The sequence below is a fragment of the Nonomuraea solani genome (assembly GCF_900108335.1).
Lineage (GTDB): Bacteria > Actinomycetota > Actinomycetes > Streptosporangiales > Streptosporangiaceae > Nonomuraea > Nonomuraea solani.
This window is the reverse complement of sequence record NZ_FNVT01000019.1, coordinates 89,815-114,836: the sequence shown is the minus strand read 5'-3', so window position 1 is coordinate 114,836 and position 25,022 is coordinate 89,815. Positions and strand designations below refer to the sequence as shown.

Below are 25,022 nucleotides of genomic sequence, written 5' to 3'. Positions count from 1 at the left end.
TGGGTTTCCGTGCGGTGCGTAAATGCCGGAAACGGTGGCGGAATTTAATTCCGCGCCGCAATGCCGGTGCGGAGATATCGTGGGCCCATGGGGCGACCCGAGCGCAAACTCGACCCGGATGGCGGCCCTTTACATCAGTTCGCCGCCGAGCTCAGAGAACTTCGGACAAAGGCCGGTAAGCCCAGCTATCGCGAGCTGTCCAAACGCGCGCATTTCTCCGTCACCGCACTTGCCGAGGCCGCCAGCGGGACCATGGTGCCGACGTTGCCCGTCGTCCTGGCGTACGTCGTGGCCTGCGGTGGCGATCCGGAACAGTGGGAAGAACGCTGGCGGCTGCTGAACGATCAGATCAAAGGCCCCGAGCCGGCGGAGGAGGAGGCGGCGCCCTATCTGGGCCTGCGGACATTTCAGCCGCAGGACGCCCGGTTGTTCGCCGGGCGTGAGCGGTTGGTGGCCGCGCTGCGCGAAAGGCTGCTCGCCGACTCCTTTCTGGTCGTCGTGGGCCCTTCGGGTTCGGGTAAGTCATCGTTGCTGCGGGCCGGGTTGCTGCCCGCGTTGCGGGACGACTGGCCGGTGGCCCTGTTCACGCCGGGAGAACGGCCGCTGCGGGCGCTGGCCGGGCGGCTCGCCGAGGCGGCGGGGTCGAGTGCGAAGGCCGTGCTGGAGGCCGTACTGGATGACCCGCGCAACGTGGCCGTGCAGGTGGGCTCGCGGCTGCTGATCGTGGTCGACCAGTTCGAGGAGATCTTCACGCTGTGCCCGAGCGAGGCCGAGCGCAGGGCTTTCATCGCCGCCCTGGTGGCCGCCGCCGCCGAGCCCTCGTGCCGCGTCGTCGTGGGTGTGCGCGCCGACTTCTACGCCCGGTGCGCCGGATATCCGGAGCTGGTGCCGGCGCTGCAGGACGGCCAGCTTCTCGTCGGGCCGATGGACGACGACGATCTGCGCGAGGTGGTCAAGGAACCGGCCCGGCGCATGGACGTCCACGTCAGCGCCGAACTGGTCGAGCTGGTCGTGGACGAGGCCAGAGGGCAGGCCGGGGCGCTGTCGCTGGTCTCGCACGCGCTCCTGGAGACGTGGCGCCGGCGGCGCGGCAACGCGCTCACGGTGGCGGGCTATCGGGCGACGGGCGGGGTGCGGGGGGCGATCGCGCAGACGGCCGAACGGGTGTACGGCGCTCTGACGACGGGCGAACGGGAACAGGCCAAGCACCTGTTCCTGCGGCTGGTCACGCCGGGTGACGGCACGGAGGACGCCCGCCGCCGGGCCGCCCGTACCGAACTGTCCGGAAACGGGCACATGGTGATGAACGGGAGTGTTGCCGGGGTGCTCGATCGGCTCATCGCGGCCCGGCTGATCACGGCCGACGAGGAGAGCGTGACGATCGCGCACGAGGCGCTGATCCGTGGCTGGCCCCGGCTGGGCGGCTGGCTGAGTGAGAACCGGGAGCTGCTGCAGGCGCACCGCCGGTTGACCGAGGCGGCCGCCGAATGGGACCAGCACGGCCGGGACGAGGCGTTCCTGTACCGGGGGGTGCGCCTGGCGGGCTGGGACGACCGTCCTGGCGACCGTCTCAACGCCCTCGAACACGCCTTTCTCGACGCCTCCCGCCACAGGCAGTCGGCCGCCAGGACGCGGCGGCGCCGGCGGGTCCGCCTGGTGGTCGGCGGGCTGATCGCCGTGGTCGCCGTGGTCAGCGTCCTGGCCGGCCTCGCCCTGACGCAGACCCGCGAGGTCTCCGTCCAGCGGGACATCGCCCTCTCCCGTCAGCTCGCCGCCGAGGCCCAGGGTGAGCTGGCGCTCAACCCCGGGCGGGGGCTCCGCCTGGCCGGGCGGGCGCACGTGCTGTGGCCGACGGTGGAGGCGGACACGGCACTGCGGCAGGCGCTGATCGACGACCGGTTGCTGCGGACGATGCCGGGCTTCGGGCGTACGCTCGGCGTGACCTTCTCCCCGGACGGCGGCCGGGTCGCCGTCACCACCGCCGACGGCCTCGTACGGATCTGGGCCTGGGAGCAGGGCCGCCTGTCCGCGCGGCCACAGGTCGTCCTGAGCGGGCACGAGGGCGAGGCGTGGAGCCCCGCCTTCAGCCGCGACGGCCGCCGCCTGGTGACCGCGGGCCTGGACGGCACCGTACGCGTGTGGGACCCGGCGGGCGGCGCGGACCCGGTCGTGCTGCGCGGGCACAAGGGCCCGGTCTGGGGCGTGGCGTTCACCACCGACGGGCGGCGCGTGGCCTCCACGGGGGAGGACGGCACGCTGCGGATATGGGACGTGGCCGGTCGCGCGGACCCGCGGGTGCTGCGCGCGGGCAAGGGGACGTTCTTCGGCCTGGCCGTCAGCCCCGACGGCCGGCATGTGGCCACCAGTAGCTCGGACACCCTGATCCGCGTCTGGGACCTGTCCGGCCGGGCGGACCCCGTCGTGCTGAAGGGGCACGAGTCGATGGTCAAGCGCATGGCCTACAACGCCGACGGCACCCGGCTGGCCAGCGCCGGCATCGACGGGACCGTCAGGGTCTGGCCGATGGACGAACGCGACGCCGTGCCGGTCGTGCTGCGCGGGCACGAGGGCAGCGTGGAAGGGGTGACGTTCAGCCCCGACGGGCACCGCGTGGTCGCCTCGGGCGACGACGGCTCGATCCGCGTCTTCGGCCCGGCCGGCGGCGGCGACCCGCTGGTGCTGCGCGGCCACGACCGGGTGGTGTGGAACGCCGACTCCAGCGCCGACGGCCGATACCTGGTCAGCGTCGGTGACGACGGCACGATCCGGGTCTGGGACACCCGGGTCATGGGCGAATCCGTGATCATGCGCGGTCACCGCGGCGAGGTGTGGAACCTGTGCCTGTCACCCGACGGCACGCAGATCGCCAGCGGCGGCGCCGACAAGGACGTCCGGCTCTGGGACGTTTCGGGAAAGCGCGCTCCCAGGGTGCTGCAGGGCCACACCGGCCAGATCTACGGCCTGGCCTTCGGCCCCGGCGGCCGGCTGCTGGCCACCGGAAGCGGCGACGGCACCGTACGCCTCTGGGACACCACCGGCGATGCCGAGCCGGTCGTCTGGCGCGGGCACACCGAACCCGTCGGCGCCGTGGCGTTCCGTCCCGACGGCCGCGACGTCGCCAGCGTCAGCAACGACGGCACCCTGCGCGTCTGGCCGGTCGGCGGCACCGGGCGGCCTCGGGTGATCAAGGTCAGCCCCGAGATGGTCCGATACGTCGCCTACAGCCCCGACAGCCGCTACATCGCCACGTCCGGGCTGGACGGCCTGGTCCGCCTGTACGACACCACCACCTACGGCCCGCCCACCGAACTGCGCGGCCATGAGGGCATGGTGTGGGCGGTGAGCTTCAGCGCGGACGGCCGCCGCCTGGCCAGCGCCGGCACCGACGCCACCGTCCGCATCTGGGACGTCGCCGGCCACGCCGCCCCGCTCGTGCTGCGCGGCCATCAGGGCGCGGTCTGGCAGGTGGCCTTCACCCCGGACGGACGCTGGGTGGCCGCGGGAGGCCACGACGACACACTCCGCATGTGGCGCGACGGCAAACCGGGCACCCCGCTGACCGTCACCGGCTTCGCGGCGACGGTCGAAGCCGTCCAGTTCCTCCCGAGCGGCCCGGCGAGCACAGCGGGAACCGCCCTGCCTGAGGACGGCACGCCCGCAGGAGCCTCACCGGCGCATGGCGGCGAAGGCGCCGTCCGGCTGGTGACCGCGCACGGGGACGGCACCGTGCGCATGTGGACCTGCGACGCCTGCGCCCCCATCGAACGCGTCCTCGCCGAGGCCAACGCCCGCCTGACCGCCCCTCCCGAATAGCCCGCCCGAGAACATGTGAGGAACGCACATGACGTGGTGACAAACCGTCTCTAGGCCCCTCGTACGACGGCTTCTACGGTCGAAGCATGCCCATCACACACCTCGTCGCCGCGGCCGCCCTGGCCTTGCCCGCGATGATCCTGCCCGCCCAAGCCGCCGGCTCGCACACCTGTTTCGGCGGCGAGCTACGCCCGGGCGACAACCTGCTCGCGTCGGGCTGCGACGGCACCGGCTACGTCAACGTGACGGTCATCGTGAGGTTCGGCCCTGCCGCCGGCACCTATCTCTGCGGCTCGGTCTTCTCCTGGAACGGAACCCTGTCAGGAACCGGCTGCCACCTCCACTGACACCTCTTCACGAACGGCGGCTTCGCAGGTGCCCGGGCAGTAGCCGTTGGTGACGATGAGCCGTCCGCGAGCGGGCGTGTAGGAGTCGGACTGCGGGGAGACGATCACGCCCTGGCACGTCGGGCATACGGTCGGCCGGTCGGCGGTCATGGGGGCCCTTTCAGGGAGGCGACTGCCACTATCGTACACACGTTCGATCGGTGGTCAGGTATCGGCCGGCGCGTACTGGGCCGCCTGCAGCCCGTACATGGTCGCGTACGCCCCGCCGGCCCGCATGAGCTCCTCGTGCCGCCCGTGCTCGACGATCCGCCCGCCCGCGAAGACGTAGACGCGGTCGGCCCGCGCCACCGACGCCAGCCGATGTGTGACCAGGATGACCGTGTGCCCACGGGTGGCCAGCCCGGCCACCTGGTCGAAGATCTCGATCTCCGCCTCGGGGTCGAGCGCCGAAGTGGGCTCGTCGAAGACCAGCACCGGCGCGTCCCTGAACCAGGCCCGTCCCAGGCCGACGCGCTGCCACTGCCCGCCGGACAGCTCCGTGCCGCCCATGAACTCGCGGGCCAGCAACGTCTCCCACCCGTCGGGCAGACCGGCCACCACGGCGTCCGCGCCGCTGGCGACGGCGGCCCGCCACAGCCGCTCCCGGTCACCGCCCTCGGGGTGGCCGAGCGTCAGGTTGACGCGCGCGGTGGCGGGCCAGCGGGCGAAGTCCTGGGCGACCAGGGCGACCCGGTCGAAGACGCTCCGCCGGTTCAGCCGCTCGATCGGTACGCCGCCCCAGGTCACCCGCCCCGACGTCGGCAGATAGAGCCCGGCCAGCAGCTTGGCCATCGTGCTCTTGCCCGAGCCGTTGGCGCCCACGAACGCCACGATCTCGCCCGGCCGGATGACGACGTCGGCGTGGGCGAGCGCCGGGCGGCTCTGGCCGGGATAGACGAAGGTCAGGTCGTCGGCGCGGATCTCGACGGGATGACCGGGCAGCGGCACCGGCCCACTGCTCATCTGGTGGCGGGCGGCCTCGTCGCAGGCGCGTTCCCACTCCAGGACGTACAGGCCCTGCTCGTAGACCTGGTTGATGGACATCACCAGGCTGATCAGGCCGGCCTTGGCGGTGCGGATGGCGATGACCGCCGCCCCGGCCACGGCCAGCGGGATCGTCCCGGCGGTCAGGAGCAGGCCGAGCGTGACGTAGGTGAGGACGCCCGCCGCCCCCGACACGGCGTCCCCGGCCAGCGCCAGGCGCGCCTCGTCGCGGCCCAGCCGGGCCTGTTCGGCCTCCGCCACGGCCGAGAGCCGGTCGTAGTGGCCGAGCAGGAAGTCGCCGGCGGCGTGCGCGCGTACCTCCGGAGCGACGTCACGCCCGGTGAGCAGGCCGCTGAGCACTTCGAGCTGGCGGCTGAGCTCCATGTTCCGCTGGGCGGAGACGAACCGGGCCCGGGCCGAGCGTACGGCGCTCCAGCCCTTCGGCAGCACCGTGGCCAGCAGCAGCGGCAGGAGCAGCGGATGCAGGACGCCGAGCACCGTCCCCACCGCGAGCAGCGTGGACAGACCGGCCAGCAGTTGCGCCGCCTGGGCGATCACCAGCCGGGCCGCCCTGGTGCCCTGCCGGGCGGCCTCCAGGAGGTTGTGGAAGCCGGGCGACTCCAGGGCCGCCAGCTCCGCGCCGGCCGCCAGCCTGAGCAGCCGCGTGTAGGCGAGCCGCTCGATCGTGGGGCCGAGCCGGCTGACCGCCGCCTTCCCGGCGGCGCGCGCGAGGCTCCCGGCCGCGGCCGCGCCTCCCACCACGAGCAGCGCGGGCACGGCGGACGCGAGCCGCTCCGCCGACGGCCCGCCGGTCATGAGCGGAACCAGGACGCGGTACGTGGCCATCAGCGTGACCACCGTCGCGACCCCCGACAACAGCTCGGCGACCAGCACCACCAGCAGATCCCTCGGCGCCGCCCGCCGGGCCAGTCGCACGGTGACGGCCACCAGGCCGGGCAGTTCGCGCGCCATGGACAGGAATCCGGTACGCACCCCGGCGCCCTCGTGCTTGAGCCGGCCCATGGACGCGCGGATGCCGCTGCCGAACAGCGGATCGCGTACCTCCGACGGGGCGTGCCCCGTGCGATGGCGCCCCATCAGGCCGCCAGGAACAACGACATGGCCGGTACGTCCCCCGTCACGGCCAGCAGCGCCAGCGCGATCCCGGCGGCCCCGCTGAGCAACCCTGGCTCCTCCACCTCGAACCCCAGCGGCCGCCGGCCGTCATAAGCCGCGCAAAGGCGGTCAAACAGCCCCTCGGCGGCGGCCGCGAAATCGTAGCCGGCCTCTCTGGTGGCGCCCGCGGGGCCGTTCCGGGCCTCCCCGGCGGCGAAGGCCGCGGTGATCAGCAGGAGCCCGGCCAGCCCGTGGCACACCCCGAGCGACTCCAGCCCCCACACCCGCGGCGCCACCAGCAGCCGGGCCATCGCCTCGTCGGCGGCGCGCCGGTAGCGGGGCTCGTCGAGCGCCTCCCCGGCCAGCCGCAACGCCCGCGCGACGCCCGGCACCCCGTAACACCAGGAGGCCCGCCGCGGCGACGGATGCCACCCCCGCACATCGACGCCCGCGGGCCACACCGTCCCCCACTCGTCCTGCCGGGCGACACCCAGCAGCCGGTCGGCGATCGCCCTGATGCCGTCCGCGCGTACCGTCCCCTGAGCTGCCAGCAGCGAGAGCGCGGCGAGCGCCCCGGCGGCCCCGTGCGAGAGCCCGCAGTCGGCATACCCCTCACCGACCGCCCACCCGGCGGGAACGCGGCGCATCGGAAAGGCCGGTCCGGCACCCGCCAGAGCGTCGGCCACCTCGTCCCGCTTCCCCGACGGCGGCCGCATCAGCAGATAGAGGGCGGCCCCCGAGGTGCCGGAGACGAGGTCGTGATCGGGTACGGCGCCCACGGCCGCGTCCACCCGCCCGAGCAGGCCACCGTAGTGACCGGCCCCGCTCAGCGAGGCGGCCGCCGCCCCTATTCCGGCGATCCCGCCGTCGAAAAGACCGGCGCGCGACGTCGCCCCCGCCCGCGCCGCGAGCGCGAGAAAACGATGACCGAGGGCATGCCAATCAGCGCCGGGATCTCTTCTGTCAAGAGCGGCGTAAAGCGGTACTAGTCCCAATTCTCCATAAGCCAGCACACCAGCCCGCCTTTTATCCGGATTAATGTGAGCCGGATCGGCGAGGCGAGCCGCCACCTCCCGCGCGATGGCCAGGGCGGCGGCTCGCCGGGGCGCACCGGTCAGATGCACATGCCCGGGGCCTTGGCCCCATAGGTGGGCGAGCACGTCCCGCAGTCCTGCGTCCCGCTGCAGGTCCCGCTCCACGACACCTGGGTGCCGCACGTGGTGTCACTACCACTGCAGGCGTAGACCGGCGGGACCGAGTCCGTCTCGACGAGTAGCTCGATGTCGAGGTCGAAGACGTCCTCGGCGAGGTCGACCTGGGCCACTGGGCTCACGTTGTCTTCCCTTCCGTTCGATTGCCCGGCTTCGGGCTGATCGGAAAGCGACGCTACCGGTATGCCCGCACACAACGGCTTCGAATTATAGAAATTTCGAAGCATCGAATCGCGGCGGATATGGCTGTTAGGCTCTCGCGTTCAGCACGGCCGTCACTGAATTCGTCATGCTCCATTCACGCGTTGAGAAGGCAGGATATGGCTGAACTCGTCGCCGCCGACGTGGCGTTGCTGCGCATGAGCGCCCTCCCGGCCGCACGCGGGGAACAGACCCGCGACGACGGCGGAGATCCCGCGGGCCACCTGCGCTCGCTCACCGCCGACCCGCTCGTCAGAGAGGCGATCGCGGTGTCGAGCCCGTCGCTGGCGCGCACCCTCGATCTGCTGCACGAGGGGCGTCCCGTCGAGCCGAAGCGGCTGCGCAAGGCCGCGCTCGCGGTCACCCGCTACGTGCTGCGCATGGCCACCCGCCCCACCCCGTTCGGCCTCATGGCGGGCGTGGCGGAGGCGCGGTTCGACGACACCGGCAAGGTGCGGGTGGGGGAGGCCCACCGCAAGCTCGTCCGTCCCGACATCGCGTGGCTGCTGGACATCGTGCGCGAGCACGAACGCCGTCCCGAGGTGCTGCGCGGGCTGCGCGTCGTGCTCAACGGCCTGTGCTTCGCGCGCGGCGACCGGCTGGCCCTGCCGCATCTGCCGCGCGACGGCGACAGCGGCGTCCGCGAGCTGTCGGTACGCATGACGCCCCTGGTCCGCGCGGTCATGGAGCACGCCCGCCGGCCGGTGGCGTTCACCGGCCTCGTCGACCACCTGCTCGCCGCCTTCCCGCAGGGGACCAGGGAGAAGGCCGAGGGCGCGCTGGCGAACCTGGTCGACCGCGCGGTCCTGCTGACCGACCTCGTCCCTCCCGACGACGCCCCCGACCAGATCGCCCACGTCGCCGACCGGCTCCCACCCCGCGAGACGGCCGCGCTCACCGTGCTCACGACGGCCGCCGCAGCGCTGCGCGCCTACACGACGGCGCCGCTCGGAGCGGGATCATCCGCCTGGCGGGACGTCGTGACGGCCACCGAGCGGGCCCGCCCCGGACACCACGCGCCGCACGTTGACCTGCGGCTGGACGCCGACGTACGGCTCCCGCGCGAGGTCGCCGCCGAACTGGAGCACATGGGCCGCACCCTGGTCCGCATCACCCCGCCCGGACAGGGCACCGAGCACCTGCGCGCCTACCACGACGAGTTCCTCGACAAGTACGGCACCGGCCGCCTCGTCCCCCTGAAGGAACTCCTCGACCCGGAGCTGGGCCTGGGCGGCCCGGCCGGCTACCGAGGATCCGAACGCCCCGAGCGCGACCCGGAACAGGACGGCTACCGCACCCGCGTGCTCGGCCAGCTGGCCCAGGGCGCGCTGCTCGACGGCGCGCGCGAGGTGGAGCTCGACGACGCCACCGTGGACCGGCTGGCCGACCGGGACGACGGCCGCCTGCCGGAGGTCCTGGAGCTCGGCGCCCACCTGCTCGCCGACTCGATGGAGGCGCTCAACGGCGGCGACTTCCGGCTGGTGCTGGCCAACATGCCGCTCTCGCGCCGGGCCGGCGCCATGACCGGGCGCTTCACGTACTTCCTCGACGAGCTGCGCGACCAGACGGCCGACATGTGGCGCGCGGGCGACGCCGCGGCGGCGCAGGTGACGTTCCAGCCGGCCTGGACGCGGATCATGAACGTGGCCCGCGTCCCGGCCCTGCTGGAGCGCACGCTGCCGATCGGCAGGTTCGCCGACCCGGGGGACGAGTCGGTCATCTCCCTCGACGACCTGGCCGTCGGCGCGGCCGGCGACCGGCTGTTCCTGTGGTCGGAGCGGCTGGGGGAGGAGATCGTCCCCGCCACGCCGCACATGCTCGTCGTCCCGCGCGTGGCCCTCGACGCCGTCCGGTTCGTCTACGAGCTGGGCGAGGCCAGGCACCGGGTGTGCCAGGGATGGGACTGGGGCCAGGCGGGCAAGGTGCTGCACTACCTGCCGCGCGTCCGCCGCGGCCGCTCCATCCTGGCCTCGGCCATCTGGCGGCCCGCCGCCGAGCTCAACGACCGCGCCGCGCCCGACGGCGAGTGGGAGCGGCGCTTCGACGCCTGGCGGGAGCGGTGGCGGGTGCCCTCGGCGGTCTACCTGACCAACGGCGACAACCGCATCGGGCTCGACCTCGACGCCCCCGCACACCGTACGGTCCTCCGCCACGAACTGGCCCGCAGGCCCAGCACGCTCCTGGTGGAGGCCCCGGGCGGCGACGGCTTCGGCGCGGGCTGGCTCGGCGGGCACGCCAACGAGCTGACCGCGACCCTGCGCTCGACCGCTCCCGAACCGCCGATCCGCACGGCGGCCCGGCTCACCCCGCCCGCGCCCCGCCACCATCCCGGCGGCCCGTGGCTGTACGCCAAGCTCTACGCCTCCGCCGACCGGCACACCGACCTGATCAGGCAGCGGCTGCCGATCCTGCGCGCGGCGCTGCCCGAGGGCGTGGACCGCTGGTTCTTCATCCGCTACTTCGACCCGGGCGCGCACCTGCGGCTGCGCTTCCACGGCGATCCCGGCCTGCTCGGCCGCGAGGTGCTCCCGCTGGTGCACGACTGGGCCGCCGACCTGTGCCGCGCCGGGCTCGCCCGCTCGCTCGTCCTGGACACCTACGAGCCCGAGGTCGAGCGGTACGGCGGCGCGGCGGCCCTGGAAGCGGCCGAACGGGCGTTCACCGCCGACAGCGACGCCGTGCTGGCCCAGCTCAGCCTGCGATCCGCGATGACGCCGGAGCTGCTGGCCGCCGCCAACTACGCCGACCTGGCTCGGGCCTTCCACGGGCAGGGCTGGGAGGACTGGGTGATGGCCGCATACCCCGTGGACGAGCACCATCGCGCCTTCCAGAGCGTGCGCCGCACCGCGATGGACACGATCGCCGGGCGCGACCTCGACCCCCGGCTGGCGGAGATCTGGCGGGCGCGCAGCGGCCCCGTCGCCGCGTACGGCGAGCTGATCCGCTCGCTGCACCGCAGGACGCCCCTGCCGGCGCTGCTGCACATGCACCACAACCGGCTGATCGGCGTGTCCAGGATGTCCGAAGGCGCCTCGTACGCCATCGTCCGCGGCGCGCTGCAGGCGCTGCGCGACCGCGCGAGGCACCAGCGGTGACGCGAGAACGCGCGGTGCGGGTCGCCGAAGAGGTGGCCCACCGGCTGGCCGACCCCGCCGACGTCGAGAAGGCCGCCTCGGCCGGCACCGACCGGCTCCTGGACGGCAGGACGCCGCTGATCTGGCATGCGATGTCCCTCAACGAGGGATTCCTCGGGGTCGCGCTGCTCCACGCCGAGCTGGGACGGCGTGAGCACGCGCACGCGTTCCTGGCCGCCGCGGCCGGCACGAGGCCCGCCCGGCACGCGCTGAGCGACGGGCTGCCGGCGCTGCTGTTCGCCACCCGGGCCGCCGCCGTCAAGCCGGGCGACTACGCCGGCCTGCTCGGCCGGGCCGAGGGCGCCGTCCGCGAGATCACGCGGCAGCGCGCCGAGACGGAGACGGCCGGGCTCGCCCGCCTGCGGCAGGACGGCGGGGGAGTGACGTTCGGCTCCTACGACGTCGTCGAAGGGCTGAGCGGGCTGGGCCGCCTGGTGCTGGCGTACGGCGACACCGAGCCGCTGTCCTACCTCATCGCGCTGACCGAACCCAGGGAGGTGGCGGGCGGCACGGTGCCCGGCTGGCTGGTCTCGCACGCCCCCATCCGCGGCGGCCCCGACGGTGACGGGCACTTCAACCTGGGCCTGGCACACGGCATCCCCGGCCCGCTGGCCCTGCTGGCCATCGCCCACCGGGAAGGGGTACGCCTGCCCGGCCAGGAGGAGGCCATCGAGCGGGTCGCGGACTGGCTGCTCGGCTGGACCGACGGCCGCTCCTGGCCGCCGACGGTGACCTTCCACCACGAACTCGCCCGTACCCACACCCACGCGTTGCCGCCGCGCCCGGCCTGGTGCTACGGCACGGCCGGTGTCGCCAGGGCGCTGTTCCTCGCGGGCACGGCCCTCGACCGGCCGGACTGGCGGCGGGCGGCGATCCGCGCGCTGCGCGAGACCCTCGCGCTGCCCTGGGACGCCTGGGGCATGGTCGACGCCGGCCTGTGCCACGGCTGGGCCGGGATGCTGCACGCCACGTACACCGTCGGCCGGGACAGCGGCGACGAGACCCTGCTGGCCGCGGCCGACGGGCTGGCCGGACGGATCGTGGCCGCGTACGCCGACGACGCCCCCTTCGGCTTCCGCTACTCGGCCACCGGCGGCGTCGAGGTGTCCCCCGACCGCGTGGGGCTCCTGGAGGGCGCGGCGGGCATCGCGCTGGCCCTCCACCACTACGGCACCGGCGAGCCGCCCGTCACCGGGTGGGACACCGCTCTCCTCATGAACTGAAAGGACGTAGATGACCGGGCTGGCCGCACTCGTGGGAGACGTGGACACGTTCTTCGAGCAGCACCTCGGCAGGAAAGCGCTCCACCGGCACGGCGTGGCCCGCGAGGTCGTCTCCCTGGACGACGTCGACCGGGTCATCACCGGCAGCGGGCTGCGCGCTCCCGGCCTGCGCGTGGTGAAGGACGGCACGGTGCTGCCGCCGGAGCGCTACGTGTCGCCGTCCACGTACGGCTACGCCGGGCTCGGCGACGTCGTGGACCCCGGCAAGGTGACGGCGCTCTTCCGCGACGGCGCCACGATCGTCCTCGGCACGGTCGACGCCCTGATGCCCCGGCTGCACGAGCTCTGCAAGACGATCGAGATGGAGCTCGGCCACCCGGTGGACGCCAACATCTACGTCGCGCCGCCCGGCGCGCAGGCGTTCCAGGTGCACTGCGACGCCCAGGACATCCTCGTCGTCCAAGCGCACGGCGGTAAACGCTGGACGCTCTTCGACCACCTCGAACCCGACCCCGCCGGCGGCCGGATGCTGCCCGGCCTCGACGCCCCCGCCACCGACTACACGCTGCGCGAGGGCGACGTGCTCTACGTCCCGCGCGGGATGCCGCACCTGGTCCGTACCGAATCGTCCGCCTCCGTCCACGTCAGCATCAGCGTCAACACGCTGACGTGGGCCGACCTGCTGACGGCGCTGACGTCGCAGCTCCTGCGCTCCGGCGCGTACGCCCGGCCGCTGCCGATGGGCAAGGACGTCGCCGGCCAGGTCGGGCCCCTGCTCAAGCGGTACGCGGACGACTTCGCGGCCGCGCTGGCCGACCCGGGCCACGACCGGCTGCACCGGGCGATCCACGGCAGGACCGCCTGCGCCGAGGGGCACCGGGCCGGGCTGCTCACCCAGGCCCTGCTCGGCACGCCGCCCGCCCCGGGGGAGCGGATCGCGCTGCGCCCCGGCACCTGGCCGCTGATCACCGGCGAGGGCACCAGGATCGAGGCGGGCGGCCGCACGTTCGCCGTCTCACCCGAGGTCGGGCGGGCATGCCGCCGCCTTCAGGACGGCCCGCTGCCCGTCGCCGAGCTGCCGGGGGAGGTGGCCGGGACGCTGGTCGAGCTGGGCCTGTGCGTCACGTCCGCCTGACCTACCAGGTGACGGGCAGCTCGTGCATGCCGTACACGGCCGCCTCGTCCTTGAACCCGAGCTGGTCGGCGGGGACGGCCAGGCGCAGGCCGGGCATCCGCCGCAGCAGGGTCTCGAAGACGATCTCCAGCTCCACCCGGGCCAGGTTCTGGCCCATGCACTGGTGGGCGCCGTAGCCGAAGGCCAGGTGGTTGCGGGCGCCGCGGTCGATGTCGAACCGCTGCGGGTCCTCGAACACCTCCGGGTCGCGGTTGCCGGCGTTGGCCAGCATGAGCACGCCGGACCCCGCGGGGATCACCGTCCCGCTCAGCTCGACGTCCTCCAGGGTCACCCGGGTCATGGCGAACTCGGCGATGGTGAAGTAGCGCAGCAGCTCTTCGACCGCGTCGGCCGTCTTGTCCGGGTTGTCGCGCAGCGCGGCCAGCGTCTCCGGCTGGTCCAACAGCAGGTACGTGCCCAGTGAGATCATGTTCGCGGTGGTCTCGTGCCCGGCGATCAGCAGCAGGAACGCCAGGCTGAGCAGCGCCGGATGGTCGACCTCGCCGTTCTCGCGCTGCTTGGCGATCTGGCGGCCGAGCAGGTCGTCGGAGTGCTCCTGCTCCTTGGCCGTGATCAGCTTGTCCAGGTAGATGGCCAGCTCCAGGGTGGCGTGCTGGCGCTCCTGCTCGGTGGCGCCGCGGTCGAGCAGCCGCGCCGAGTGCACCTGGAAGAAGTCGTGGTCGGCGTACGGCACCCCGAGCAGCTCACAGATCACCAGCGAGGGCACCGGCAGGGCCAGCGCGCGCACCAGGTCGGCCGGCTGCGGGCCTTCGAGCATGGCGTCGATGTGCTCGTCGACGATCTCCTGCATGCGCGGCCGCAGCGCCGCGATGCGCCGGACGGTGAACTCACCGATCACCGCGCGCCGGGCCGGGCCGTGCTCGGGCGGGTCCATCTCCAGGATCATCTTGGGCAGCGGCGACGCCTCCAGCCCGCCCCCGCTGTCTCCGGCCAGGCGGGGCGTCTTCGGGTGGCGCCGGTCGGCGGTGAAACGAGGGTCGGTCAGGATCGTCCTGATGTCCTCGTAGCGGGCCGCCACCCAGGCGTCCTTCCCCGTCGGGAGCGTCACCTTGGCGACGGGCTGCTCACGCAGCAGTTCCAGGTGCTGCTCAGGAGGGGCGAAGGGGCAGCTGCGCGTGGTCTGGAGCGTCGCAGCGGGGTCAATGGTCAAAGCTCTCCCCATTCGGTGTGACTGCCACAATAACCTACATATGTACGTTAACAGACGAGTGTCCGGCAAAGTATGCTGAACCGGTGGCGACTCCCCAAGACCGCGTGGCCGGACAGGGCGACCGCCGGATGCGACGCACCCAGGCGGCCCTGCGCAACACCCTCATCGAGCTCGTCCAGCAGCGGAACCTGGCGCAGATCAGCGTCGCCGACGTGGCCGAACGCGCCGGCGTGGGCCGCTCGACCTTCTACGCCCACTACCGCGACGTGCACGAGCTGGCCGAGGCCGCCTGCACGGCGATGATCGACGAGCTCATCGACGCCATTCCCGGCCACAGGCGGGCGGGCTCGCCCGACAACCTGGCGTTCTTCTTCGCCCACCTCGCCGAGCACGCCGGGCTCTACCGTGGCGTGCTGGGGCCGCAGGGCAGTGCCCGCCTGATCGACCACGTACGCCGCCGCGCCACCGTCGCCACGTACTTCGGCTCCCGCCACCCCGCCGACTGCCTCTCCACCGGGGACGTGCGGCTCGTTACCGAGGACGTGCCGCATTCCACCGGGGATGCGCCGCACTTCACCGGGGACGTGCTGCTCTCCACCGGCGACACGCCGCACGACGTGACGGCCGCCTTCACCGCGGGCGCGCTCCTGGGCGTGGCGATCGACTGGCTCCAGCGCGGCTGCCCCCACCCGCCCGCCGAGATGGCCGACCTGACCCGGCCCCTCCTCATGACCCTCTACCAGGACCGTCGCTGACCCTCTCGGTATATTCACGAAGATGTTCACGCTGGAGTCCCTGGTCGCGAACGCGTCCTTGCGGCTGAAGGTCCTCCTGCCAGGGCCGGAAGGCGCCATGGACGAGCCCGTCGCGTGGGTCCACAACACCGAACTGCCCGACCCGTCCGCGTACGTCCGGGAACGGGAACTCGTGCTCACCAACGGGCTGTGGGCGGGGCAGGTGAGCGCGGCGCGGTTCGTGGCGGGCGTGCGGCGGGCCAGGGCGGCGGGGATCGTCTTCGGGCTGCGCGCCGAGACCCCCGTCACGCCGCCCGACCTGGTCGACGCCTGCCGCGACGCCGGGCTGCCGCTGCTGGAGATCGCGCCCGAGGTGCCGTTCACGGCGATCTCCCAGGCGGTCTCCGCCCTGTACGCCGACCAGCGCCGGGAGTCCCTGGCCGGCACGGTACGCAGGGGCGACGCCCTGGCGACGGCCATCTCGCGCGGCGCGGGCGTCTCCGGGGTGCTGGCCGTGCTCAGGCGCGACCACGACCTGCCCCTCGCGGTGGTCGACCGGATGGGCCGGACCCTGGCGGCGGCCGGGACTGAACTCGACGACGCCCAGGCCCGGACGGTGGCCGCCGGCCTGGCCCGCCGCCCGCCCGCCCTCGAACTCGACCTGGGTGGTGTCACCGCCGCGCTCTTCCTGGTGGGCGCGGTGGGCGACGTGGACGCAGCCCTGGTGTGCCTGCGCCCGCTGTCCACCCTGGGGGCCGCCGAGCGGGAGGCGCTGGAGCAGGCGGGCCGGTTCCTCAGCCTGGAGGTGGCCAAGCAGCAGGCGGTACAGGCGATCGAGATGCGGTTCGCCGGTGAGCTGCTGGACATGGTGCTGTCGGGCGGGACTCGGGCAGGGGAGGTGGCGGGGCGGCTGCGGGCGTTCGGCGTCGACCCCTCGGAACCCTTGGCCGTCTGCGCCCTGACCTTCACCGACCCCCACCCGGCAACCCCGCCAGGCCCGGTCGGAGGGCGGGGGGAGGTCGCTTCAACCGGCCTGGCCGGAGAGCAAGGGCCGGTCGCCTCGACGGGGCTGGCCGAGGCGGTCGGTGACTTCTTCGGGGGCGCCGGTATTCCGGCCGTGGTCATCGGGGGCACGCACGACGTCGTGGTCGTGTTCGCCTGGCGGGACGCGGACTCCGAGCTCCCACCGCTGGCCCAGCGCCTCCTGGCGGCCGTGGAGCGGCGCTTCCCGGGCCGGCGGGCGGTCGCCGGGCTCGGTGGCGTCGCCCCGTACGCGGCCCGCCTCCGTCAGCCGCTGCTGCACGCGCGGGAGGCGTGCCGGGTGCTGCGGCGCTCCCGTACCGGACCGGTGGTGCGGAGCTTCGCCGAACTGGGCACGCACCGGCTCCTGCTCGGCCTGGTGGACCAGGAGACGCTGCACGGCTTCGCGCACGACCTGCTCACCCCGTTGCGCGACCACGACGCCCGCCGTGGCGGCGACCTGGAACGCACCCTGCGCGCCTTCCTCGACCACGACGGCCACTGGGCCGACACCGCCGCCGCCCTGCACGTCCACGTCAACACCCTGCGCAACCGGCTCACCAAGGTCGCCGACCTGACCGGCAGAGACGTGGGCCGCACCGAGGACCGCGTGGACATGTTCCTAGCCCTGGCCATAGACGCCATGGACTGAGGCCGCCCGGCTCAAATCACGGCCCCTGTCCAGCGATCACCATGGAGTGAGGCAGTCGCTCAGGTCATGGCCCCCAGCCACCGCCGCGCGTTGTCCAGCGTCGCCATGGGCTCCAGCATCCGGCGGTCGTACGGCTCCAGCGGCAGTCCCCGCGACAACCGGTCAGGCAGATCGGGATTGGCCAGCGCACCCCGTCCGATGGACAGCAGGTCGGCGTGGCCGTCGGACAGGACCTGAGCCGCCTGCGCGAGATCGTGCATGCCGCCGTTCGCGATGACCGGCAGGCCGGTCACCTGGCGGGCCAGGCCCGTGATCGTGACGCCGCCGTCCAGGCGGGCGGTCTCGTTCCAGTCGCGCCCTTCGCTGGCGATGTGCAGGTACGTGGCCCCCGCCCCGGCCAGCGTGCCGAACACGATCCGCGCGTCGGCGGCGCCCCCGGCCCAGCGGTGGGTGAAGTCGTTCACCTTGCCCTGGGAGAGCCGTACGCCGACGGGGAAGTCCGCGCCGAGCTCGTCCCGGATCGCGGCCACCACCTGCGCCGTCAGCCGGATCCGGTTCGTGACCGGGCCGCCGTAGGAGTCGGTGCGGTGGTTGGTGTACTCGGTGAGGAACTGGTCCAGGAGGTAGCCGTTGGCGCCGTGCAGCTCGACGCCGTCGAAGCCGGCCTCCCTGGCACGGACGGCCGAGTCCACGAAGCCACCGATCGCCGCCTCGATATCGGCCCCGGTCATCTCCCGGGGCGTGGGCCACGGACCGGACCCGCCGTACTCCGGCAACATTCGCCCGACCGGCGGCACGGCGGACGGGCCGGCCGTGTCGGTGCGGTACCGGTTGCCCTGCGACAGCGCGCCCGCGTGCATGAGCTGGAGCACGACACGCGCCCCGGCAGCGTGCACCGCGTCGGCGACGCCTCGCCAGGCCGCCACGTGCTCGGCGGACACGATGCCCGGCTGATTGAGGTAACCCTGGCTGTGCACGGCGTCGGTGTAGGTGCCTTCCGTGATCACCAGGCCGAAGCCGCCGGTCGCGTATCGGGCGTAGTAGTCGATCATCTCGGAGGTCGGCGTGCCGTCGGGGGCGGCCGACACCCGGGTCATCGGTGAGACGGCGAGCCGGTTGGGCAGGTCGAGGCGGCCGAGCCGGATGGGCTGCAGTGCCGCTTTGAGTTCAACGGATGTCATGACATCAGATGACCACGCCGTCTCCGATCGGGACCATGGAGATTCATCCACGAAACGCCACGTCGGCTGTACGAACCTCCATGGGTGCAGAATCGGCTGCGAGACCCTCAACGGGCGCCGTAGCGGGTGGACGGATCTCCGCGAGTGCCGTGTCGGCTGGACGAGGTTCCACGGATGGCGCGTCGGCCGGACGAACTTCCGCGGGTGCCCGCAGTGCCCCGAGAAGTCGCGGTGCCGCCGTCGCCACGAGCACCGCCAGGGCCGCGGGGATGATCAGGGCCGCCGGTAGCGAGGCCGCCCCGGCGGCGTACCCGATGACGGCTGGTCCGACCAGGCCGCCGCCGTAGCTGCGACGTCACCTTCGGCCGCGCGCCGAGCCTGCCCGACCCGGTACGACAGAGACCGGTTCGCTATGAGCCGATCACCGTCGTGCTGCCGGAGCGGCATCCGCTCGCCGGGCTGGACGCCGTACCGTTCGAAGCGCTCCGCGGCACCAGCCCGTGCATTCGTGCCGGCGACCACGCCACGCCCGGCTGGGAGCACGCCGTGCTCCAGTTGCTCGCGCCCTTCGGCGTGGATCCCGCCCTGGCCCACCCGCACGTGCAGGGGGCCGGCGAGCTCGCCCGGCACGTACGCGACCGCGACGCCCCCATCCTCACCCTGGCCGGCCAGCCGGCCGTGCCCGGCGCGGTGGTGCGGCGGCTCGTGGACCCGGTCGCGATCTTCCCCTGGACGATGATCTGGCGCGCCGGCACCGACCATCCCGGGGTGCGCGTCCTGCACGAAGCCGTGGACGAACTGGCCGCCGCCCACGGCTGGCTGTCGGCCCCGGACGGCGCCTGGTTCCCGGAGCCCGAGGCGAGCCGCCTGCCCGGATGAACCGGGTGCGCGGTCAGGCGCCGGCGAACGGCATGTGCTCGCCCGGCACGTACGTGGGGAACGGCTGGTAGACGTTCACGCCAGGCTCCCCGCGCAGCAGCAGCGCGGAGACGAACGGCTGCTGTTCGCTGGTGATCCGGGTCGAGGTCGGGATGTAGCGGATCGTCAGCCCGCAGCGGCGCTTCGGCGAGGTGTTGGCGTTGGAGGCGTGCAGGATGTTCGGATGGTGCACCTCCACGTCGCCGGGTGACAGCACCAGGTCCACGGCCTTCGACTCGTCCACCGTCACGGCGCTCTCCGAGCCGAGCACGTTGTCGACGTCGTCGCGCTGCCGCAGCTCGTGCAGGTCGTCCCGGTGCGAGCCGGGGATCACCCGCAGGCAGCCGTTCTCCGTCGTGGCCTCGTCCACGGCCAGCCAGAGCGTGACCACCCGCATCGGCTCCAGCGGCCAGTACGCCCCGTCCTGATGCCAAAGGACCGGTTTGCCGGCGAACGGCGGCTTGCTGATGTAGTGCGAGGCGAACAGGGCGATGTCGGGGCCGACGAAGTGCTCGGCGATGTCCAGCAGCCGGTCGTCGCTGACGAGCCGGACCCAGAAGGGGTCGCCCGCGACCAGCTCGGTGCCCAGGTCCTCGCCGAGCCGCTCGGGGTGCTTGGCCTGGAGCCAGGCCACGTGCTCGCTCGCCTCGCCGATCAGGTCACGGTCGAGGACGTTCCGGAAGATCGTGTAGCCGTCGCGGTCGTAGTCCTGGAGAGTCCGGTCGACTTCCGTGATCACCATGTACTCCTCTGGAGGCCGTGGGCGGGTCATCGATCCGGATTCTTCGTTCTCGACGGTCCGTGTTACTAGTATTCGGCGCGCCATAACTATTAATTTCCTGACATGTCGACCATCCTGCGCTGGGTCGAGTTCGCCGCGGGCCTGCCCTACCACGCGGCCCTCGTGCCGGTGACCGGCGGCCGCCGCGACCGGCCGGAACCCCACACGCACGCCGACTTCCACGAACTCGTCCTCGTCACGGCGGGCACGGGCACGCAACGTGTCGGCGAGGCCGAGATACCCCTGCGCGCGGGCGACCTGTTCCTGGTACGCCCGTCCGACCACCACGAGTTCGCCGCCACCGAGGGCATGCGCTTCGTCAACATCGCCTTCCCCAGCGAACGCTGGCACGCCTTCGCCGACCTCGCCGGGCTGGCCGGCACCGCGGACTGGGACCGGCGTGAGCTGCCCCTGATCGCCCGTACGGACCTGGACGGGCCCGTCGCCGCGGAGTTCGCCCGCGTGCTGGCCGCCTACACCGGCACACCCCGCGTACTCGACCTGGTCAGGCTCTGGACGGCGGTGGTCCCGGTGCTGGAGCGCGCCGACGGCACGGCCGTGGACGGGCGGCCCGGCTGGCTGGTGTCGGCCTGCGTGGCGATGAGCCGCGAGGAGAACCTGCGCGAGGGCCTGCCCCGGCTGCTGGCGCTGGCCGCGGTCAGCTCCGGGCACCTGGCCCGCTCCATGCGCCGGCACTACGGCCGCACCCCGGTGGCGTTCGTGGCCGGGCGCCGCCTGGAGCACGCCGCCCTGCTGCTGACCACCACGACGGCCGGCATCGGGGAGATCGCCCAGCGCTGCGGATTCTCCGGCCAGTCCTACTTCGGCCGGCTCTTCCAGCGGAGATACGGGATGGCGCCGCGCGACTATCGGGAGGCGACGCGGCGGGCGGTGGTCCCCGCGGCTATGGACACCCAAGATATCAAGTGATTAGATGACTCGCCACGGGTCCCGTTTCACCCCCACCGTGCAGCACTTGTGAGCGAACAGGAGGCCGGGCATGAACCGGTCGCGTCCACTGCTTCTCGCCGCCGTCATCTCCCTCGTCCTGGCCGGCTGTTCGGGCGGCGAATCAGGCGGCTCAGGAGGCTCGGGGCCGAAGGCCGCCAAGACCGAGCTGAAGCTGTACAACGACAAGGGGGCCTGGAGCAAATACTTCGACGAGATGGGCGCCCTGTCCAAGCAGCAGATCGGCCTGTCGATGAAGCCGGTCGGCTACACCGACGAGCCGACGTACCAGGCGTTCATCAAGGCGTCCTTCCGCACCGACGTCAAGCCCGACCTGTTCACCTGGACGACCGGCGGGCGGCTGGTGGAGATCGTCGCGCAGAAGCAGGTGGCCGAGACGACCGCGCTCTGGCAGGAGGCCATCAAGAACGGCGACCTGTCCACGGAGCTGGCCGAGTATTACACGGTGGGCGGCAAGCAGTACTGTGTGCCGCTGAACGCCGCGTACTGGGGCATGTTCTACAACAAGAAGATCTTCGACCAGCACGGCCTGCAGCCCCCGAAGACCTGGGACGATCTCATCAAGATCGCCGACACGCTCAAGCAGAACGACGTCAAGGCGTTCTACCACACCAGCGTGCTGTTCTCCTTCGTCTGGTTCGAGCAGCTCCTCGCCGGCACCGACCCCGACCTGTACGACCGCCTGTCCACCGGCCAGGCCAAGTACACCGACCCCGGCGTGGTCCAGGTGATGGAGAAGTGGAAGTCGATGATCGACGCCGGCTACTTCACCAACCCCGGCGACAAGACCGACCCGGGTGACGTGCTCAAGACCGGCAAGGCGGCGATGCTGTCGTTCGGCACCTGGTTCAACACGAGCATGACCCAGCGCAGCATGAAGGCGGGCTCCGACTACGGCTTCTTCGTGATCCCGAACGTGAACGCCGCGCTCCCCAAGACCTCGATGATCTTCGAGAGCGGCCCCCTCTGCTCACTGGCCAAGGCGCCCGACCCCGAGGCCAGCACGAAGTACCTCAAGTGGTGGGTGAGCTCCGCCGCCCAGGAGAAGTGGGCCACCGCCCGGGGCGACGTCTCGGCCAATCCCAAGGTCGCCATCGCCGACGAGGCCATCGCCGAGGTCGGCAAGTCCGCGGGCAGCGGAGAATATCGCCTGGTCAACCGCTACTTCGAGGCCACGCCGCCGCCGGTGCTGACGGCCGCGCTGGACGGCTTCGGCGCCTTCGTCGTCAAGCCGGACGGCTACCAGAAGGTCCTGGCCGACATCCAGGTCGCCGCCGACGAATACTGGAGCACCCACAAACAGGGTGGCTGACGGGCCGGCGGGTCTCCGCCTCAGGAGACCCGCCGTGTGGCGGCTCAGTTCACGCAGTCCTGCGTCTTGAGGCCGAGGGCGAGCTCCTCGACCTTGTTCCGCTGGTTGACACCGAAGTAGAAGAACGCCTTGCGGTTGCCCGGCACGGTGGCGTAGTAGCCGCTGATCTCCTTCTTGACGCCGGGGTAGGCCTTCTTGACCTGGCTGAGGGTCGCGCCGACGGCGATGCCCTTCGGGGTGCGCGCTCCGGGCGGCGCGAAAATGACGGCGACGCCGCGCTTCTTGGAGAGGAAGAGACTCGCCTTCTTGTCGGCCTTGTAGTGATAGCGGCTGCAGTAGCCGCCGAATTCGCGCACGAGCTTGCCGGTGGCCTTGGCCTGCGCGGTGGTCATCCCCAGCTTGACGCCCCCATAGCCGTACGGGCCCAGCGTGCCGGCGGCGGTGGCCGCCTGCGCCGGGCTCGCGATCACCAGCGCCGTGCTCGCCGCCGCCACCGCCGCCATCGCTCGCATCGTGTTCATCCCCATCACCCTTCATTGGTTTTTCCCTCTCTCTGATGCCGGTTATGGCCGCAAAGTTCGCTCCGTTTGGCGACAGGTTCGGCAGGTACTCTCGGCGCATTTCCGGCCGGAAGAAGGGTGCAGAGTGAAACGTCTTTTAGCCGTGCTCGCGAGCATGGCCATGGTGACGCTGGCCGCGGTCACGCCCGCGGCGGCCCAGACGGGCCTGGCCGTCAACCCCACTGCCTGGGCGTCCGTGACGTCCCAGGATCCCGATCAGGCTCACTGGTCGGAGTACGAGCCGACCTGGGAAGGCGCCGACGTGTCCGTCGGCCGTACCGACCATGGCGAGGTCACGCGCGCGTTCTTCGAGCTGGACGTCACCGCCTTCGCGGGCAAGCGCGTCCTCGACGCCAACTTCGTCCTGTACGTCCGCGCGCACGGCGCCTGCGGGCCCGACACCGAAATGTGGGAGACCGGGCGCATCTCCTCCCAGACGACCTGGAACGACCAGCCCCAGTGGCTGCGCGAACTCTCCACCTCCCCGGCCGACTGCGGGGTGCAGGGATGGATGATCTCCGAGGCGGTCAAGGACGCCGTGGCCCGCGGCGACGAGGTCGTCACCATCGGCCTGAAGTCGGCGGACGAGAGCACCGCCGGGCGCTACGTCTTCTGGACCACGCCGTCCGTGGGCAACGCGACAGGGCCGGGCATGTCGGTCCGCTACAACACGGTGCCCGACGTCCCGTCGGGCCAGGCCGTCACGGCCGGAGACTGCCAGGCGCCGCCCGGGGGGCCGTACCTCCGTACGACGACGCCGTCGTTCCTGGCCATGCTGACCGACCCCGACCACGGGGGCAACGAGATCATGCGGGGCCGGTTCGAGTGGGCCGACGCCGCCGGTGCGAAGATCGGCGAGGCCGTGACAACCGAGCAGACGGGGGACGCGCGCCACTGCGTCACCGTCCCCGCGGGGCAACTCGCCGACGGCGGCTCCTACACCTGGCGGGTACGCGCCGAGAACTCCTACACCGTCGTCGGCCCGGGCGGCTACGAGACCTACTGGGACATGGGCGAATGGAGCGCCTGGCAGCCGGAGCTGCACATCGACCAGGCGCCGCCCGCGAACCCGCCGGCCATCAGCTCGGCCGACTTCCCCGAGAACCAGGTGGGCGGCCGCGTCGGACAGCCCGGCACCTTCACCCTCGCCCCGAACGGCGTCACCGACGTCGCCTCCTACGACTACGACTTCGGCCGGGGCTTCGTGCCGGTGCGGGCGGGAGCCGACGGGACGGCGACGGTGACGTTCACACCCACCAACACGTTCCCGCAGCGGCTGATCGCCAGGTCCGTGGACCGCGCGGGCAACCTCGGCCCCACGGTGACGTACGCGTTCCGCGCCGCCCCGCGCTGACCTCGTAGGGCGGCCAGGTCCTGGCCGCCCTGCGATCAGTGTTTCATGAGAGCGGAGTACTGCTGCGGATCGCTGGAGGCGCGCACCACCAGCTCCGGCCGCAGCAGCTCCGTCTCGGCGCGACCGCCCTCCAGGACGCGGACGAGCTTGCGCAGCCCTCTGCGCCCCATCTCGTGCATGGGGGAGCGGACCGTGGTGAGCGGCACCGGCAGCTCGGCGGCCAGCGGCGTGTCGTTGAAGCCCACGACCGCGATGTCCACGCCCACCCGCAGGCCGTGGTCGCGCAGCGCGCCGAGCGCGCCGATGGCGCCGAAGTCGTTGACCACGAACAGCGCCGACGGCGGCGGCCCCGACGCGAGCACCCGCTCGGTGCCGGCCCGGCCGCCGCGCGCGTCGAAGCGCGAGTGCACGATCCGGTGCGCCGGGATCGGCAGCCCGGCCTCGCGGAACCGGTCGGCGAACCCGCCGGTGCGGTTGATGCCGGTGCTCGCGTAGGGCTCGCCGGCCACCACCGCGACGTCCTCGTGCCCCAGCTCCAGCAGGTGCTCGGCGACCATCCGCCCGCCGAGATAGTCGTCGCACACCACCGAAGGATGCCCCTCGGCCTGCCGGTTGACCAGCACGAACGGCACGCCCCGCGCGGCCACCTCGTCGAGGAAGCCCGAGTCGGAATGAGCGTCGCCGAAGATGATGCCGTCGACCCGGCGGGCCAGGACCATCTCGGTGCGGGCGCGCTGCTCCTCGGGGATGTCGCGGGTGTTGGCCACGAACGTGGACAGGCCGTGCTCGGCCGCCGCCTCCTCGACACCTTCGTAGATCGTCGCGAGGACCATGTCGGACAGCCGGGGGACCAGCACGCCGATCAGGTTGCTCCGCTGGGTGCGCAGGCTCATCGCGTGCGGGTTGCGCTGGTAACCCAGCTCGTCGGCGAGCTTGCGCACCCGCTCGACGGTCGGGCTCGACGCCGCCCGCAGCCCTTCGCCCGGCTTGGCGTGCAGCACCCGGGACACCGTGGAGACGTGGAGCCCCAGCCGATCGGCGATCATCTGCAGCGTCACCGGACGCGCCCTCTTGGCACCCATGTCCCTCGGCTTTCGGCGATCACGGCTTGGCGGCTTCACCTGATTT

General features: G+C 72.5%; 19 protein-coding genes. 11 read left to right on the top strand and 8 right to left on the bottom strand.

Annotated features, from left to right (window positions below; genetic code table 11):
- Nucleotides 1–87: 87 nt before the first annotated feature.
- Both C4V41_RS45530 and C4V41_RS45525 read left to right on the top strand, forming a co-directional pair.
- Nucleotides 88–3,813 (top strand): nSTAND1 domain-containing NTPase, encoded by a 3,726-nt coding sequence (locus C4V41_RS45530; RefSeq protein WP_146104035.1) that lies wholly within the window; start codon nt 88–90, stop codon nt 3,811–3,813.
- A gap of 86 nt (nt 3,814–3,899) precedes the next feature.
- Nucleotides 3,900–4,160: a hypothetical protein gene (locus C4V41_RS45525; RefSeq protein WP_103962279.1), complete on the top strand. Its 261-nt coding sequence runs from the start codon at nt 3,900–3,902 to the stop codon at nt 4,158–4,160.
- Between the two features lie 204 nt (nt 4,161–4,364).
- Here the strand turns inward: C4V41_RS45525 and C4V41_RS45520 are convergent, their stop codons facing one another.
- From C4V41_RS45520 to C4V41_RS61165, 3 genes are all read right to left on the bottom strand, one after another.
- On the bottom strand, nt 4,365–6,281 hold the full coding sequence (locus tag C4V41_RS45520) for an ABC transporter ATP-binding protein (protein WP_103962278.1): 1,917 nt from the start codon (nt 6,279–6,281) through the stop codon (nt 4,365–4,367).
- Nucleotides 6,281–7,294 (bottom strand): lanthionine synthetase LanC family protein, encoded by a 1,014-nt coding sequence (locus C4V41_RS45515; protein ID WP_160150615.1) that lies wholly within the window; start codon nt 7,292–7,294, stop codon nt 6,281–6,283. Before C4V41_RS45515 ends, C4V41_RS45520 begins: the two co-directional genes overlap by 1 nt.
- A gap of 119 nt (nt 7,295–7,413) precedes the next feature.
- Nucleotides 7,414–7,632, bottom strand: coding sequence for a hypothetical protein (locus C4V41_RS61165; protein WP_146104034.1), 219 nt, complete (start codon nt 7,630–7,632; stop codon nt 7,414–7,416).
- 198 nt (nt 7,633–7,830) lie between these two features.
- Between C4V41_RS61165 and C4V41_RS45510 the strand changes: the two genes are divergently transcribed.
- From C4V41_RS45510 to C4V41_RS45500, 3 genes are read left to right on the top strand one after another with little or no spacing between them, the layout of a single operon-like run.
- Complete coding sequence (locus C4V41_RS45510) at nt 7,831–10,806, top strand: lantibiotic dehydratase (protein WP_160150614.1); 2,976 nt, start codon at nt 7,831–7,833, stop codon at nt 10,804–10,806.
- Nucleotides 10,803–12,068: a lanthionine synthetase C family protein gene (locus C4V41_RS45505; protein WP_146104033.1), complete on the top strand. Its 1,266-nt coding sequence runs from the start codon at nt 10,803–10,805 to the stop codon at nt 12,066–12,068. Before C4V41_RS45510 ends, C4V41_RS45505 begins: the two co-directional genes overlap by 4 nt.
- A 10-nt stretch (nt 12,069–12,078) precedes the next feature.
- Nucleotides 12,079–13,203: a JmjC domain-containing protein gene (locus C4V41_RS45500; RefSeq protein ID WP_103962274.1), complete on the top strand. Its 1,125-nt coding sequence runs from the start codon at nt 12,079–12,081 to the stop codon at nt 13,201–13,203.
- Nucleotide 13,204: 1 nt separating this feature from the next.
- Here C4V41_RS45500 and C4V41_RS45495 read toward each other — a convergent pair whose 3' ends face one another.
- Complete coding sequence (locus C4V41_RS45495; RefSeq protein WP_235030786.1) at nt 13,205–14,413, bottom strand: cytochrome P450; 1,209 nt, start codon at nt 14,411–14,413, stop codon at nt 13,205–13,207.
- Between the two features lie 83 nt (nt 14,414–14,496).
- Here C4V41_RS45495 and C4V41_RS45490 point away from each other — a divergent pair, with 83 nt between their 5' ends.
- Together C4V41_RS45490 and C4V41_RS65590 are read left to right on the top strand one after the other, a co-directional pair.
- A complete protein-coding gene (locus C4V41_RS45490) occupies nt 14,497–15,168 on the top strand; it encodes a TetR/AcrR family transcriptional regulator (RefSeq protein WP_235030785.1) in 672 nt (223 codons plus the stop codon).
- 22 nt (nt 15,169–15,190) lie between these two features.
- Nucleotides 15,191–16,819, top strand: coding sequence for a PucR family transcriptional regulator (locus C4V41_RS65590; protein ID WP_103962272.1), 1,629 nt, complete (start codon nt 15,191–15,193; stop codon nt 16,817–16,819).
- Nucleotides 16,820–16,878: 59 nt separating this feature from the next.
- Here the strand turns inward: C4V41_RS65590 and C4V41_RS45480 are convergent, their stop codons facing one another.
- Entirely contained in the window at nt 16,879–18,000 is a 1,122-nt protein-coding gene (locus C4V41_RS45480) for an oxidoreductase (RefSeq protein ID WP_103962271.1), read from the bottom strand.
- A 321-nt stretch (nt 18,001–18,321) separates the two neighbouring features.
- On the opposite strand from C4V41_RS45480, the gene C4V41_RS45470 reads away from it, so the two are divergent.
- Nucleotides 18,322–18,879, top strand: coding sequence for a LysR substrate-binding domain-containing protein (locus tag C4V41_RS45470; protein ID WP_103962270.1), 558 nt, complete (start codon nt 18,322–18,324; stop codon nt 18,877–18,879).
- Between the two features lie 13 nt (nt 18,880–18,892).
- Here C4V41_RS45470 and C4V41_RS45465 read toward each other — a convergent pair whose 3' ends face one another.
- Nucleotides 18,893–19,660, bottom strand: coding sequence for a phytanoyl-CoA dioxygenase family protein (locus C4V41_RS45465; RefSeq protein WP_103962269.1), 768 nt, complete (start codon nt 19,658–19,660; stop codon nt 18,893–18,895).
- 102 nt (nt 19,661–19,762) lie between these two features.
- Between C4V41_RS45465 and C4V41_RS45460 the strand changes: the two genes are divergently transcribed.
- Together C4V41_RS45460 and C4V41_RS45455 are read left to right on the top strand one after the other, a co-directional pair.
- Entirely contained in the window at nt 19,763–20,629 is an 867-nt protein-coding gene (locus C4V41_RS45460) for an AraC family transcriptional regulator (protein ID WP_103962268.1), read from the top strand.
- Nucleotides 20,630–20,699: 70 nt separating this feature from the next.
- Nucleotides 20,700–21,980 carry an ABC transporter substrate-binding protein gene (locus tag C4V41_RS45455; RefSeq protein ID WP_103962267.1) on the top strand — a complete coding sequence of 427 codons (1,281 nt, stop codon included), beginning with the start codon at nt 20,700–20,702 and terminating at the stop codon, nt 21,978–21,980.
- A gap of 44 nt (nt 21,981–22,024) precedes the next feature.
- Here the strand turns inward: C4V41_RS45455 and C4V41_RS45450 are convergent, their stop codons facing one another.
- Nucleotides 22,025–22,501, bottom strand: coding sequence for a hypothetical protein (locus C4V41_RS45450; protein WP_146104032.1), 477 nt, complete (start codon nt 22,499–22,501; stop codon nt 22,025–22,027).
- Nucleotides 22,502–22,625: 124 nt separating this feature from the next.
- Between C4V41_RS45450 and C4V41_RS45445 the strand changes: the two genes are divergently transcribed.
- The gene (locus C4V41_RS45445; RefSeq protein WP_146104031.1) at nt 22,626–23,894 is read left to right on the top strand and encodes a hypothetical protein; all 1,269 of its coding nucleotides are present in this window, start codon (nt 22,626–22,628) and stop codon (nt 23,892–23,894) included.
- Between the two features lie 35 nt (nt 23,895–23,929).
- On the opposite strand, the gene C4V41_RS45440 is transcribed toward C4V41_RS45445, so the two are convergent.
- Nucleotides 23,930–24,952, bottom strand: a complete 1,023-nt coding sequence (locus tag C4V41_RS45440) for a LacI family DNA-binding transcriptional regulator (RefSeq protein ID WP_200824677.1) — start codon at nt 24,950–24,952, stop codon at nt 23,930–23,932.
- Nucleotides 24,953–25,022 lie beyond the last annotated feature (70 nt).

Excerpts from the sequence above, each read along its gene's own strand:
- C4V41_RS45530 (WP_146104035.1), top strand. The coding sequence starts at position 88 with ATGGGGCGACCCGAGCGCAAACTCGACCCGGATGGCGGCCCTTTACAT.
- C4V41_RS45525 (WP_103962279.1), top strand. The coding sequence starts at position 3,900 with ATGCCCATCACACACCTCGTCGCCGCGGCCGCCCTGGCCTTGCCCGCG.
- C4V41_RS45520 (WP_103962278.1), bottom strand. The coding sequence starts at position 6,281 with ATGGGGCGCCATCGCACGGGGCACGCCCCGTCGGAGGTACGCGATCCG.
- C4V41_RS45510 (WP_160150614.1), top strand. The coding sequence starts at position 7,831 with ATGGCTGAACTCGTCGCCGCCGACGTGGCGTTGCTGCGCATGAGCGCC.
- C4V41_RS45500 (WP_103962274.1), top strand. The coding sequence starts at position 12,079 with ATGACCGGGCTGGCCGCACTCGTGGGAGACGTGGACACGTTCTTCGAG.
- C4V41_RS65590 (WP_103962272.1), top strand. The coding sequence starts at position 15,191 with ATGTTCACGCTGGAGTCCCTGGTCGCGAACGCGTCCTTGCGGCTGAAG.
- C4V41_RS45480 (WP_103962271.1), bottom strand. The coding sequence starts at position 18,000 with ATGACATCCGTTGAACTCAAAGCGGCACTGCAGCCCATCCGGCTCGGC.
- C4V41_RS45465 (WP_103962269.1), bottom strand. The coding sequence starts at position 19,660 with ATGGTGATCACGGAAGTCGACCGGACTCTCCAGGACTACGACCGCGAC.
- C4V41_RS45460 (WP_103962268.1), top strand. The coding sequence starts at position 19,763 with ATGTCGACCATCCTGCGCTGGGTCGAGTTCGCCGCGGGCCTGCCCTAC.
- C4V41_RS45455 (WP_103962267.1), top strand. The coding sequence starts at position 20,700 with ATGAACCGGTCGCGTCCACTGCTTCTCGCCGCCGTCATCTCCCTCGTC.
- C4V41_RS45450 (WP_146104032.1), bottom strand. The coding sequence starts at position 22,501 with ATGAACACGATGCGAGCGATGGCGGCGGTGGCGGCGGCGAGCACGGCG.